Annotated in this window: 9 protein-coding genes and 2 pseudogenes; 1 reads left to right on the top strand and 10 read right to left on the bottom strand. The window is 64.7% G+C overall.

Annotated features, from left to right (window positions below; all coding sequences use genetic code 11):
* Window positions 1-7: 7 nt before the first annotated feature.
* The 10 genes and pseudogenes from AAFL97_RS05400 to AAFL97_RS05355 form a co-directional block, all read right to left on the bottom strand.
* Window positions 8-2,011, bottom strand: coding sequence for a DUF1302 family protein (locus tag AAFL97_RS05400; RefSeq protein ID WP_341644038.1), 2,004 nt, complete (start codon window positions 2,009-2,011; stop codon window positions 8-10).
* A 98-nt stretch (window positions 2,012-2,109) separates the two neighbouring features.
* On the bottom strand, window positions 2,110-3,795 hold the full coding sequence (locus AAFL97_RS05395) for an efflux RND transporter permease subunit (RefSeq protein ID WP_341644037.1): 1,686 nt from the start codon (window positions 3,793-3,795) through the stop codon (window positions 2,110-2,112).
* Between the two features lie 713 nt (window positions 3,796-4,508).
* Window positions 4,509-5,474 carry a sialidase family protein gene (locus AAFL97_RS05390; RefSeq protein WP_341644036.1) on the bottom strand — a complete coding sequence of 322 codons (966 nt, stop codon included), beginning with the start codon at window positions 5,472-5,474 and terminating at the stop codon, window positions 4,509-4,511.
* A gap of 167 nt (window positions 5,475-5,641) precedes the next feature.
* Window positions 5,642-6,698, bottom strand: a pseudogene (locus tag AAFL97_RS05385) (NADH:ubiquinone reductase (Na(+)-transporting) subunit F).
* Between the two features lie 69 nt (window positions 6,699-6,767).
* Window positions 6,768-7,127: a phenol hydroxylase subunit P4 gene (locus tag AAFL97_RS05380; RefSeq protein ID WP_341644035.1), complete on the bottom strand. Its 360-nt coding sequence runs from the start codon at window positions 7,125-7,127 to the stop codon at window positions 6,768-6,770.
* 61 nt (window positions 7,128-7,188) lie between these two features.
* Window positions 7,189-8,742: an aromatic/alkene/methane monooxygenase hydroxylase/oxygenase subunit alpha gene (locus AAFL97_RS05375; RefSeq protein ID WP_341644034.1), complete on the bottom strand. Its 1,554-nt coding sequence runs from the start codon at window positions 8,740-8,742 to the stop codon at window positions 7,189-7,191.
* Between the two features lie 26 nt (window positions 8,743-8,768).
* Window positions 8,769-9,038 (bottom strand): MmoB/DmpM family protein, encoded by a 270-nt coding sequence (locus tag AAFL97_RS05370; RefSeq protein ID WP_068636194.1) that lies wholly within the window; start codon window positions 9,036-9,038, stop codon window positions 8,769-8,771.
* An 11-nt stretch (window positions 9,039-9,049) separates the two neighbouring features.
* Window positions 9,050-10,046 (bottom strand): annotated as a pseudogene (locus tag AAFL97_RS05365) (aromatic/alkene monooxygenase hydroxylase subunit beta).
* 32 nt (window positions 10,047-10,078) lie between these two features.
* The gene (locus AAFL97_RS05360) at window positions 10,079-10,342 is read right to left on the bottom strand and encodes a phenol hydroxylase subunit (RefSeq protein ID WP_341644033.1); all 264 of its coding nucleotides are present in this window, start codon (window positions 10,340-10,342) and stop codon (window positions 10,079-10,081) included.
* 295 nt (window positions 10,343-10,637) lie between these two features.
* Window positions 10,638-10,958 carry a 2Fe-2S iron-sulfur cluster-binding protein gene (locus AAFL97_RS05355; protein WP_341644032.1) on the bottom strand — a complete coding sequence of 107 codons (321 nt, stop codon included), beginning with the start codon at window positions 10,956-10,958 and terminating at the stop codon, window positions 10,638-10,640.
* 250 nt (window positions 10,959-11,208) lie between these two features.
* On the opposite strand from AAFL97_RS05355, the gene AAFL97_RS05350 reads away from it, so the two are divergent.
* Entirely contained in the window at window positions 11,209-12,876 is a 1,668-nt protein-coding gene (locus AAFL97_RS05350) for a sigma 54-interacting transcriptional regulator (RefSeq protein WP_341644031.1), read from the top strand.
* Window positions 12,877-12,904: the final 28 nt, after the last annotated feature.

Genomic DNA, 12,904 nt, shown 5'->3' with positions numbered 1-12,904 from the left:
CCTCGGGTCAGAACTGATAGCGCAGCTTGAAATACACTTCGTCTTCGTACATCGCCGAACCGATCGGCCCGGCGCGGAAGCGGCCGAGCGGCTCGAAGCCGGCGAGGCCGCGTGAATACGGCGTCATCGGATCGGGATCGCCATCCGGCGCGGTGAAGGGCATCCAGGGGTTGCAGGCGCGGCAGTCGTCGAAGCGGCGGGCGCCGGTGCCGACCTTGAAGTTGCCGCCGAAGCTGAGCTTCAGGTTGTCGGTGAGGCTCCATTCCACCGCCGGCGCGATGGCGGTCGCCCTGGCCTTGAAGTCGCGCGCGATGATCAGCTCGGGGCTGAGGCGGTCGTTCATCATGAAGGACTTGATCAGCAGCGTGCCGATGTAGCTGTCCTTCCAGTCCGGCATCCCCACCGCGCCGAGATAGTTCTGGCCGTTCTTCGTACCGGTCGAGTAGTACTCGTGGTCGAAGATGTGCTGCCAGAACAGTTGCGCCGAGATCAGCGTCGTGCGGTGCGGATTCAGGAAGGGAATGAAGGTCGGCCGGTCGATGCCGATCACGCTGCGCCACACGCGGTTCTTCGAATACAGCCCGGGCCGGGCGGTGTTCGAGAACTCCTCGCCCCAGCTCATCGCACCTTCGAAGCGGAAGGCCGCGCCCAGCGTCTCGGACTGGAAGTCGAGCGAGCCGCCCAGCAGCTTGACGCGCGGGAAATGCATGTCGAAGGAGATCAGGTAGGGATTGTGCTCGCTGTATTCGCCGGTGAAGCCGTTGGTGGTGCGCTTGCCGCCGCGCAGCGAAGGCAGTTGCGAGCGGTAGTACAGCGCGTTCAGCGAAAACGCCAGGCCGCTCTGGGTGATGCCCTCGAACTTGGCGCCGATCTGCGTGTTGGCCAGGCTCCAGGACGGCAGGTCGACGTCCCGCAGGCCGATCTGGCCGGGGCCGAAGTTGGTCGCGAGCAGCGTGCCCGGCGCGACGTTGGCGAAGTTGGCGACCGTGCCGCCGTTGTCCCACAGGTTCGCCATGCCGCGGAAGAAGCAGCCCGCATCCAGGATCGCGTTGGGCGAGCCGCACTGGCCGAGGTTGTTGGGGCGGAACTTGTCGAAGTTCCACACGATCTGGAAGTTGCGGTCCTGCATCGACTCCGACGGCCCCATGCGCCATTCGGCCTGCACCATCCACATCGGGATGCGGATGTCCTGGAGTTCGTCGTAGATGTTGTTGCGCGAGTAATCGACCGGGTTGATGACGTCGAGCACGCGGAACAGGTCGGTACGGCCCCACACGACCTGCTGCTTGCCGATCTTGAGGAACAGGTCGGTGCCATCGTCCAGGGCGAAGTTCTTGCGCACGTAGGCTTCGCGGATGAAGTCCAGGCGGTCGTTGAACTCAGGCGCCTCGAGTTCGGACAGCGTCCGGTCGCCGTAGCCGCCGAAGTCGCGGCAGCCGCGCTTGTCCTTGTCGCAGGGCCGCACCGGCACGCCGAAGGCGACGCCGCCGTCGGTGTCGTGGAGACGGTCGCCGAGCACCCTGAGGCCCTCGTTCGGGCTGTTGCGGTAGCCGGCGCCCGAGACGAAGGCATTGTTGGTCAGGCCGAGGCCGTCGACCAGTTCCTTGTTGACCGGGCCGGCACCGTGCGGCGTCTCGATGTAGCCGCCCGGCGTGGTCGATTGCAGCATCACCGCGCCGCCCGCCGAATTGCCGTACTGGCCCTTGTTCATGCGATAGACGCCGTCCCAGGTGCCGCGCAGGATGCCGCGGAAAGCCCAGTCGTCGCCGAGATCCTTGTCGGCCTCGAGCTGCAGCGTGTTGCGGAACTTGGACAGCCCGACCCGCTCGCCGGTATGGTCCTTGCCGCGGAAGGCCGTGTGGTTGTCGTAATAGACATCCACCTTCCAGGGCGCAGTCGAGCTGCCGAGGTCCGGCAACTGCTGCGCCGCGGCGGCAAAGGCCAGCGCGCCGCCCGCCGTACAAGCGGCGAGCCTGAACACCGGCGGCCGCAGGATCCGTTTTTTCCTCATCTCATGTCTCCTAGCTTCTTGTCGTTTTCCGGGCACTCCCCCCGGCGCCTTGCCAGGCGCGGCCGATGCGTCGGCCGCACCTTGAACTCCTGCGACCCTCACACCTCGAGCACACCGTCCTCGTCGTAATGCGCGGCGGTGACGAACTTCGGCTTGAACACCACGCACCAGCTCGGCACGATCAGCACCGCGGCGATGGCGTTGACGACGAGCATGTACACCAGCAGCAGCGCCGCATCGGACTGGAACTTCAGGTCGGACATGAAGATCCACAGCACCACCCCGGCGATCAGGGTCGCGGCGGTGAAGGACACGGCCGAGCCGGTGGTGGCGACCGCCTTGATCACCGCCCGCTTCATGTCGCCCAACTCCGCGTACTCCTCGCGGATGCGGTCCATGAAATACACCGCGTAGTCGATGCCGACGCCGACGCCGACGGCGATCACCGGCACGGTATTGACGCTGATGCCGATGCCGATCGCGCCCATGTAGGCGTAGGTCATCAAGGTGGCGAACAGCATCGGCAGCACCATCAACCAGCCGGCATGGAGCGAGCTGTAATAGAGCGACACGATCAGGAAGGCGAAGACCATCACCGCCGGAATGATGATCAGGTGGTCGGTGTGCAGGGCCTGGTTGGCCGCGGCGGTGACGCCGATGATGCCGCCGCCGAGCTCGATGCGCAGCCCGGGCACCTCGGCCTCGATCAGGCGGGCGCCCTCCTCGGCCAGGGCGACGACACGGTCGATGGTGTCGGCCTGGTGGTCCTTGTAGTAGAAGACGATGTTGGCTTCGTCCTCCTGCGCATTGACGAACTCCTTCAGCGCGCCGGGGATCGGACTGGAGGCCATGTAGGCGAACATCAGGCCGCCGACTTCCTCGGCGCTGTCGGGCAGTTGCATCCAGCGCGGGTCGTCGTTGTGGGTCAGCTTGTTGACCACGCGCACGACGCCCGGCAAGGCCTTGGTCCCACCCAGCGCGGGGTCGGACATCATGTGCGCCTGGAAGCGCTCGATGGCCGCCATGACTTCCGGCCGCTTGATGCCGCCCGGCTCGTCGGTGCGGGCGAGCACGTGCAGCTCTTCCGAACCCGGGAAGCGCTCGTTGATCGCCGTGGTCGATACGTTGTAGTCGTGGTCGCGGTGCAGCAGCGGCGAACCCGGCTCGGTGTCGCCCATCTTGACCTGGCCGAGCAGGTACAGCCCGCCGAGCGCACCGATCAGCGTCAGCACCAGGATGGAACGCGCGCCGCCGTCGGTGCCGCCGGTCTTCGCCATCGCGCCGCCGAGGATCGCGGGCATGAAATCGTTGCTGTTGTCGGTCTTGCGCGGTGCGGGCAGCACCGACAGCGCCAGCGGCACCATGAAATGCACGGTGAAGATCACCGAGATGCCCCAGAAACCGGCGGCGATCCCGAGCTTGTGGTTGAACGGCGCGGCGCCGAGCACCAGCACCGCCAGCCCGACCGCGTCGACGATGATCGCCAGCGAACCGGGACGGAACAGGGCGTCGAGCGCATTGCGCGCCGCCTTCTGCCCGTCCTTCACGATCGCCAGTTCCTCGTAGTAGCGCGCCACCAGTTGCACGCCGTGCGAGGTCGCGCGCGCCGCGATCAGGAAGGGGATCGGCAGCGACAAGGGCTCGAGGTTGATGCCCATCAGCGCCATGAAGCCGAGGCCCCAGATCGTCGACAGCGCAATGCCCAGCATCGGCAGCGCGATGCCGTAGAGCCGGCGGAAATACACGATCAGCAGCAGCGCCAGCAGCATCAGCGTGAACACCATGATCCGGATGATCTGGTCCAGGTAGGTGCACCCAGCCGGTCAGCACCGGATTGCCGGTGACGTGGATGCGGTGCCCCGGCGTGGCGAGCTCCTCACGCACTTTCTGCAGCGCCGCGAAGGTCGCCGGATAGTCGATGTCGCCTTCGTTGAGCTGGGCCTTGATCAGCGCCGCCTTCAGGTCGGGCGACACGAGCAGGCCGTACATCGTCGGGTTGGCGATGACGTCCTTCTTCAACTGCTCGAGCTCGGCCACGCTGCGATCCGGTTTCTGCGGGTCGTAGTAGGACTCGGAGGCGAAGCCGCCCTGCTCGTCGAGGAAGATCTTGCGTGCCGTCCGGTGCGTCAGGCTCGACACCAGGTTGTGGTTGACGCCCGGCAGGCTGTCGACGCCCTGGGTCGCCGCGTGGATCAGGCGCAGGGTCCGGTCGTTGAAGATCGTGCCCTGCTCCACTTCCACCGCCATCACCACCATGTTGGCGCCGCCGAAGTTCTCCTTCAGGCGGTTGTAGGTCTGGATGTAGGAATGGTTCTGCGGCAGCAGATCGGAAAAATCGGTGAACACCCGCAGCCGGGGCAATGCCAGGCTGAACAGGACGGTACCCAGCAGGATCAGTGCGAGGACGATCTTCGGATTGGCGAAGATCCATGCCTCGGCGAGGTGCAGCCTGTGGGTGATGGAGTGACGCAGCTTGCCGACCAAGTTCCTGCCCTCCTCAGTTGGCCCGGATGCCGATCACGCGCACCAGCCCGCCGGGACTGCCGGCGACGAGCGCCGACTGCCCGGGCAGCGAAACGCCGGCACCGAAGAAAACGGGCAAGGGATCGGGGTAAGGCACGGCTTGCCAGGCACCTTGCGCCAGCCGCGCGACCGTGCCGCCGGCGCCGATGCCGTGCGGCACGCCTTCGTGCATGAACAGGCGGTAGAGCGGCGCATGGGTGTTGTTGGCCTGCCGCTCCCAGCTCCGTCCGCCATCGGTGGTGTGCAGGATCTGTCCGGCGATGCCGCTCACCCAGCCTTCGTCGCGTGAAGCGAACAGCGCGGCGTACGGGTAGAACTCGTTCGGAATCGGCTCGAGGCGATCCCAGCGCTTGCCGCCGTCGGCGCTGACGGCAATCAGGCCGAACTCGCCGACCGCAATTGCGTGGTCCTCATCGACGAACTGCAAGGCAGTGATCTGCGCGTCCTCGTCGAGATCGAGGTGAGACCAGGTACGGCCCCGATCGGGCGAGTGCGCAATGCCGGCATGTGTGCCGGCCACCCACCAGCCGCCCCGAGGATCGCAGGCGATCGCCAGCGGCACGCTCGGCTCTTCGAACGCCGAGGACGCAGCTACGGCGCCATCCACAGAGATCGACACGACGCGGCGGTAGAAGTCCAGCGCGACGAAGCTTCCGTCCGGGCATTGCGCCGAGTCGATCAGCGATGCGCCATCGACGCTCGTGCGCTGCCAGCTGTGGCCGGCATCGGTCGATACCAGCATGGACCCGGCCTGCGTGCCGGCAATGACGACCTGCTGGTTGGCATTCAGGGTCTGGATGACGTGGTAGCGCTGCAGCGGGCGTTCCGCCTGGGCGCGGACCGCCGACAAATCCGGCTGGGCCTGGCAGGCCGCCAGCGACAACGTGCAGGCAGCCGCCAGCAGCCCCGGGCGCAAAAGCCCGTCGGCAAGGTGATGCATTGTCTCCTCCTCTCCGGAGCCTCGTTGCGGCCCCGGCGCCGGCAATCGGCGCCGGCTGGTCTCGTTCTTTCGGTGAATCGGGAAAGCGCAGCTCAGACCGGCCTGCTTATTTCCATGATTTCACATAATTCTCGATATTTCACTAAAATTTATTTTATAACACCCGATCAGATCTTCTTGAACAGCGGGCTGCGGACCTGCTGGACGTCCGCCGCGGAGAAGAACTTCTCCATGTAGATGTCGCGCTCGAACAGACGGCCCTGCATCAGCGCCGTGATGCAGGCGTCGATCATCAGCGGCGGGCCGCACAGGTAGGCCTTGTGGCCGCGGAAATCGCCGTTGAAATGGGCGGCAGCCGCTTCATGGACGAAGCCGCGAAAACCCGTCCAGCCGGAATCGGCCGGCTCGTCCGACAGCGCCGGCACGTAGCTGAAGCTGGGATGGCGCTCGGCGAGGGCAAGGAATTCGTCGTGGTAATAAAGTTCGCCGCGATGGCGCTGGCCATACACCAGCGTCATCGGCCGCGTGTCGCCGGCATCGAGCAGGTCGAGGATCATCGAGCGCGGGCTGGACAGGCCCGAACCGCCGGCCATGAACAGCAGCGCCTCGGGCGCCGACCTGCGTACGAAGAAGCGGCCATAGGGGCCGGACAGGCGTACGCGCTCGCCGACCTCGAGTCGCTCGTGGAACCCAGGTCGTGCCGCGGCCGCCCGGCACGATGCGGATGTTGAGTTCGACTTCGCGCCCGCTCGAAGGCGGATTCGCCAGCGAGAAGGCCCGGCTGTATTCGCCGCCTTCGAGGAAGAAATTGACGTACTGCCCGGCCTGGAAGTGCATCGGCTCGTCGGTCTCGATGAACACCGCCTTGATCGTCGGCGTCAGCGCTTCGATCCGCGTCACGGTGCCGGGAAAGTCCCGCACCGGAATGGCTTCGGCATCCGCTTCCTCCTCGATCTCGGCCTCGATCGTCACGTCCGACTCCAGCCGCGCACAGCAGGCCAGCGTCTTGCCTTCGTCGCGCTCGAAGTCCATCAGCGCGAAGCTCGAGGCTTCGCCGTGATCGATTTCGCCGTCGACCACCTGCACCTTGCAGGTTGCGCACAGCCCATGGCAGCAGGCGTGGGGCAGCCAGATCCCGGCCCGCAGGGCGGCGTCGAGAATGGTCTGGCCCTCTTCGACCTCGATCGTCTGGCCGATCGGCTCGATCGTCAGTTCATGACTCATGATTCGTTTCCGTCGTATCCGTTCTTCGGCGGGCGGAGACGGCGGGTAGCGCCGCCCCGCGCCTTGCGTTCAACTGCAGGAACCCTCGATACCGGTGAGGCCCGGCGTGCGGAAGCGGATCACGTCCTTGTGTCCGAGTCCGTTGTCCGCCAGCGACTTGCCGAAGTCGGGGGCGAAGGGCTTGCCGGACTTGAACCACTCGGCCTTCGCCCAGTCGATGCGGGCGAAGTCGGGGTGGTAGCCGAACGAGCCCGGCAGCACGCCGTCGACGACGTCGCCGAAACGCATCGTCGGCGGGAAGGCAAAGGCGAAAGGCGCGCAGAACATCAGGTGATCCTCCCAGCCGATGTAGAGCAGTCGGGCGCCGTGGAACTTGTCCATCGAGTCGGCAGGCGGGAAGTCGTAGGCTTTGATGGCAGCAACAGCCATGTCGTGTCTCCTGGGTGTTTTTTGCCGGCTGCAGGCAGGATGTCGCCCGCAGCCGTGGGGGTCAGATGTTCCTGGTCGCCTGGCCGCGCCATTCGGCGAAGTTCTTCCTGTCTTCCGAGATCTCGAAATCCAGGTTGTCGCGGCCGTGCTCCAGGTTGTAGAACTTCAGCACCTCGGCCAGCGGGTCGAAGCCTTCCGCCGTCGGATCGCTGCCTTCGGGGAAGCAGTTGCCCTGGTAGATCTGGTGCACCGGCAGCCAGGCCTGGGTGTACTTCTCCGGTTCGTCCTCGAAGATCTTTTTGCAGTGATCCGAGCAGAAGTGATACTTGTCGTCCCTGTAGTCGAGCTCGCGGTAGCAGGTCTTGGTCGGCTCGCCCGGTTCGGTGAAGACCATCGGGATCTGGCAGACCTGGCACAGCATCGGCAGCGTCTTGCTGTAGAAGCGGTTGCCCTTGGCCGCCTGCTCGCGCCAGAAGCGGTAGCGCGGGCGGTAAAGCTTGTCGAAGCTGTCGGGATACTTGCTCGCCAGCCACTTCATCTCGTCGTCGTCCGGCATCCAGGTGTGGAAGTTGGCGGCAGCGGCGTAGTTGTAGAAAGTGCTCCAGGCCTGGTGCGACAGATGATCCTTTTCGAGCGCGATCTGCCCGGCGCACTTGGGCATGGTGATGCCGTAGCGGGCGAGGTCCTTGAACAGCGCACCGCCGTTCTCCTCGAAATAGATTTCCCAGGCCTCCTTCCAGCTCATCGTGCGCTTGGGCAGCATGTAGTCCATCATCATCGCCACCAGCGTCAGCACGCGGTAGCCGCGCCAGGTCCACTTGTCGATCCAGCGCTGCACGATCGGCACGTTGGCGGGGTCCTGCTCGAGGATGAACTTGATCACCTCCAGGCCCAGCGTCATGTGGCGGGCCTCGTCGGACTGCGCCGAGAAGCCGAAGGTCATCGTGCCCATGTCGCCGTTGTAGGCCGCGCCCGAGACGAAGGGGACGAACAGCAGGTTGGTCAGCACGTACTCGAACGAGAAGCCGATCGCCACCATGAACTCGAACGGGCCCGCGGTCAGCGCATCGTCGAAGAAGCTCTTGGGCACCGACAGGAACCACACGCGGTCATGGGCGTGATGGAAATCGTGCATGCCGTTGTAGTACTTGTTGTAGTTCGAGATCGAATGCACCTGGGTCTGGGCATGGCGGATCTCGTCGATCGACTGCATCAGGCAGGCGACGCGCGGCCCCGGCCCGGGAAAGGCGCGGCCGGCATGGGCAAAGCCGCGGTGGGCGACGTATTCGAGCGGGCTGATGCCGCTGATGAACAGCTTGACGGCGTTGATGTAGCGCGCGTCGGTGACGTTGAGGTGGCCGTTGTTCTGGTTGAAGGCGTCGATGATCGCGTAGAGCTTGCGCTCCTTCTCGGCCTGGTACTTCCAGTAGGCATCCATCGTCAGACGGAACGGGTCCTCCCATTTGTCCCAGTCGTGGATCTTGATCCCCTCGTAGGCGACGTAGGGGTAGATGTCCTCCATCTTCTGGTAGGAGGGCGCCCAGTCGAGGCCGCGGGTCATCACCGCGTAGCGCTCCTTGAGGCCGAGTTTCTTCTTGGCGGCTTGCATATCCATGGTTCGTGTCTCCTTGGCGTGCCGGTTCAGGCGTTCCAGTAAAGGACCATCTCGTCGTCGGTCTGGTCGAGGTTGCCGGTCATGGTGATCAGATTGACCTGCAGCTCCTGCAGGTCGAACGGGCGGCCGATCAGCTCCTCGATCGTCTCGCGGCGGATGACCAGCCTGTCCTGAGCATCGATCTTCACCATCGCGGGCTGCTCATTGACGACGGCATCGGGGTTGTCCTGCACGATGGCCTCGATGACCTGGCGGGTCTCTTCGTTGGTCTGCAGCGCGATGAATACGGTGGACATCGGGAAATTCCTCAGAGGGGCACGCCGGCCTTGGCCATGCGTGCGTTGAACTGCTGGACGATTTCGGTGGTCAGTTCGTCGGCACGCTCGCCGAGGGCGATGCGCGACACCGGCAGCAGCGCCGCCGCCGCACGGTCGCGCCATTGCACGATCCAGTCGGCGAGGACGGTCTTGTTCCCGGCCGATTCGGCGGCGGCGGTCTTGACCGTGGCGTCGATCCATTTGCGGGTCTCGGCATGCCAGTCGGTCATGAACTGGGTCAGCATCGCCACCGGCGTGCCGCCCTTGGCCGAGAGCACGTCGTCGACGATCGTTTCGTACACCAGCGGATACAGCAGGCCGTCGAGCGCCACGTTCTGCGCCACGAACAGCTCGAACGGGTCGCGCAGCACCAGGGTGTCCTCGACGTAGCGGCGCAGCCCCTGCCAGGTGTCGTCTTCCATCCATGCCTGCTTGGCAGCATCGAGCGAATCCACGTCGCCCAGCAGCAGACCGACGCGGGTCAGGTACTGGGCGATGCCGAGCTGGTCCATCGCGTGGTAGATGCAGGGCTGGGTGAAGGCCGTGCCGTAGCCGTAGGCACAGACGGCGGCGTTGTTCATGTTGGCGCCCCAGGCCACGTGCCGCAGCGGAATCAGCAGCGCCAGCACGGTGTCGCGGATTTCGTCCGGCAGCGTCGCGGCCAGGCCACGGTTCTCGACGAAATCGAAATTGGCCTCGGCGGTGTCCTGCTGCTTGGCCCGAGCCATGGTGTAGGCACCGTAGTAGTACTGGCGCGGGTCCTTGAAGCTGTACCAGTCGGCCATCCTGATCGCGGTCCGGTCACGGTCGTAGATCAGGTGATCGAGATCCCCAGGTCGGGCGATAGTGGTAGTTCGCCTCCTGCTGCATGTCCAGCGTACCTTCCTGGTAGCGGGATGCCGGCTTGTCCGCGCCGATGCGGCGGGCGATGTTGTCGAAGGTGTGCCGCAAGGGCTTGATGGACACGGTGCGCAGATCGATCTGCATGGACGCTCCTCCTTTTGCTTGTATGGCTGCAGTCAGCGGAAGCGCTGCTGCGTGGCTTGATGCAGGTTCCAGTTCCAGTCTTCGGCCTCTTCCGCGCATTCCCCTTCCCGGGGTTCGAGGAACGTGACGCCGTTGGCCCGGCAAAACGAGTCGTAGGCCTCAGCCGGAAGCAGCAGCTCGGCGTAGAGCTCGGGGTCGCCGATGGCGAACTCGAACTCGACGAATCCATCCGGCCTGCGCTCGATGAGGCGCACGAACTTCCGGCCGATGTCGATCGCAGGCTCGGCATCCTTCATATCCTTCCCCTCCTCCGGTTTGATCAATGTGGGATCGCGACAGGACATGCATTAACAACTTCCGTGCCAATCTCACAAAACCGTGGATTTCCATGGCAATCAGCATTTATCTCGATATTTCATCGTGCTTCGCCCATCCCCTGGCGCTTCACCAAATGGTCAATTCATCGATTTGATCGATCATTTGATTCATTCGATTTATTGCAATGCAGCACCCCGACCGGAAAACAAAGCGGGCCGGAGACTTCCGTCTTCCGGCCCGCTGCACCACCTGCCCGCTCAGGTGCTCATCCAGTCATTTCGCCACCCCGGCGCACACTGCCCTGGCCATCTTGCCGACCACCTCGATCCTCAGGTCGCTGTCGGGAAAAAGCTTGCAGGCCAGTACCACACCTGCGGCCTCTTCCGCTTCGGATACGCAGCTACGGCTCATGCGGTGCGTGTGGTAGCTCCCCTGCATCACCCTGACCTTGCACACGCCGCAGCCGCCACCCCGGCAGCCCACCGGGATGCCCTTGCGGCCAAGGGCTTCCATGGCACACAACACGTTGTCGCTGTCCGCGCAGCTGAGTCTTTCGCCGCAACCTTCGATCGCCACCACAAATCTCTGCCTCATCCGGGCTGTCTCCTCTTTCGATGTGCTTGCCGTCGATCGGCAATTCGTCCACACGACCGGCGGCTCACGGCGACAGATACAAGAATCATGCCGCCCACTTGTTTTCTCGAGATTTTATTTATAATCATGCTTTCCCTGTCCCCCAAGCACAAGCACTCGTTTAAGCTTCGTCCGGTGTCCGGACGGTACCGAGGGTCCGGGAGAGCCAGCCGCCGGCAGAGCGGAGGCGACGCCAATCTGGAGGAGATCCGTGACCACCATCCAATACCCGGAGAGCGCAGACCTGCGCAGCCTGCTCCGGTTCGCACCCGAAGACGGGCATATCTGGCTGAGCGAGCACCGCATGCTGCTGCTGCATGTGGGCGCCATGTCCGAACTGCGCAAGGAACTGATCGCCTCCGTAGGCCAGCAGCAGGCGCGCCGCATCCTCACGCGCATAGGCTTCGCCTCCGGCATGCGCGACGCGGAGCTTGCGCGCAAGACCCGCCAGGCATGCGAACCTGCCGATGCATTCGTCGTCGGGCCGCAATTGCACATGCTCGAGGGGTGTGCGCGCGTCGAACCGGTACGTCTGGAATTCGACATGCAGGCCAGCACTTTCTATGGCGAATTCCTCTGGCACGGTGCCTGGGAAGCCGAGGCCCACGTCCAGGCCTTCGGGGAAGTGGATCAGCCCGTGTGCTGGATGATGATCGGCTACGCCTCGGGCTATACCAGCGCCTTCATGGGGCGCTTCATCCTGTTCAAGGAAACCGAATGTGCAGCGACGGGCTGCGAAAGCTGCAGGATCGTCGGCAAGCCCGCCGAGGAATGGCCCGACGCCGACGAGCTCAGGCCTTATTTCGAAGCCGATTCGATCGTCGGACGCCTGCTCGAACTGCGCGAGGAAATCGAGGCGATGCGCCACACGATCGCCTGTCCGCGCAAGACGCCCGATCTCATCGGCAGCAGCTCATCCTTTCTCCATGCCTACGATCTGATCAGCCGGGCCGCCTCGACCAGCGTCTCGGTCCTGCTGCTCGGTGAAACAGGCGTCGGCAAGGAACGCTTCGCGAGAACGCTGCACGAGATGAGCGCACGCAAGGACGCCCCCTTCGTCGCGGTCAATTGCGCAGCCCTGCCCGATGAACTGATCGAATCGGAGCTGTTCGGCGTGGAGCGCGGCGCCTTCACGGGCGCCCACGCCTCGCGCGCGGGCAAGTTCGAACGGGCTCACGGCGGCACGCTCTTTCTCGACGAAGTGGGTGAATTGCCCCTGCCCGCGCAGGCGAAGCTGCTGCGTGTGCTGCAGGAAGGCGAAATCGAGCGGCTCGGCGACGAGCGCACGCGCAAGATCAACGTCCGGCTGGTGGCCGCCACCAATGTCGATCTGCAGAAGGCCGTCAGTGCCGGCACGTTCCGGCGCGACCTGTACTATCGCCTCAACGTCTATCCGGTGACGATTCCACCGCTGCGCGAGCGCCCCGGCGACATCCCGGCCCTCGTCGATGCCCTGGTCCGCCGCTTCGAGACGCTGCACGGCAAGCGCATCGCCGGGATCAGCGACAAGGCCATGCACGCGCTGAAGCTGCACCCCTGGCCCGGCAACGTCCGCGAACTGGAGAATGTCCTCGAACGCGGAGCCATTCTGGCCCCGCAGAATGGCCTGATCGAAATCGAACACCTGTTCATCGGCGCCCTGCCCGATGACAGCCAGGAGCATGCACTCAGCGCCCGGGGCGAACTCGAGGCGGCGCACCGGCCGCCCCAGGATCTGGTCGCAGCCGTACTGGCATCCGGCGTTTCGCTGGAAGCATTCGAGCAAAACCTGCTGAATCGCGCAGTGGACCAGGCCAATGGCAATCTGGCCGCCGCCGCCCGCCTTCTCGGCATGACGCGGCCACAGCTCAACTATCGGATCAAGAAGCAGGCCGGCTAAGGCACGGCGCGCTGGAATCCCGGGCCCT

The sequence above is a fragment of the Thauera sp. SDU_THAU2 genome, from assembly GCF_038260575.1.
Lineage (GTDB): Bacteria > Pseudomonadota > Gammaproteobacteria > Burkholderiales > Rhodocyclaceae > Thauera.
The sequence above is the reverse complement of the archived record's forward strand: the minus strand, read 5'-3'. Positions and strand labels throughout refer to the sequence as shown.

What these genes read in the sequence shown, in the direction of transcription:
- AAFL97_RS05390 (WP_341644036.1), bottom strand. Translation starts at nt 5,474, where the DNA reads ATGCATCACCTTGCCGACGGGCTTTTGCGCCCGGGGCTGCTGGCGGCT.
- AAFL97_RS05380 (WP_341644035.1), bottom strand. Translation starts at nt 7,127, where the DNA reads ATGGCTGTTGCTGCCATCAAAGCCTACGACTTCCCGCCTGCCGACTCG.
- AAFL97_RS05375 (WP_341644034.1), bottom strand. Translation starts at nt 8,742, where the DNA reads ATGGATATGCAAGCCGCCAAGAAGAAACTCGGCCTCAAGGAGCGCTAC.
- AAFL97_RS05360 (WP_341644033.1), bottom strand. Translation starts at nt 10,342, where the DNA reads ATGAAGGATGCCGAGCCTGCGATCGACATCGGCCGGAAGTTCGTGCGC.
- AAFL97_RS05395 (WP_341644037.1), bottom strand. Translation starts at nt 3,795, where the DNA reads ATGGTGTTCACGCTGATGCTGCTGGCGCTGCTGCTGATCGTGTATTTC.
- AAFL97_RS05355 (WP_341644032.1), bottom strand. Translation starts at nt 10,958, where the DNA reads ATGAGGCAGAGATTTGTGGTGGCGATCGAAGGTTGCGGCGAAAGACTC.
- AAFL97_RS05370 (WP_068636194.1), bottom strand. Translation starts at nt 9,038, where the DNA reads ATGTCCACCGTATTCATCGCGCTGCAGACCAACGAAGAGACCCGCCAG.
- AAFL97_RS05400 (WP_341644038.1), bottom strand. Translation starts at nt 2,011, where the DNA reads ATGAGGAAAAAACGGATCCTGCGGCCGCCGGTGTTCAGGCTCGCCGCT.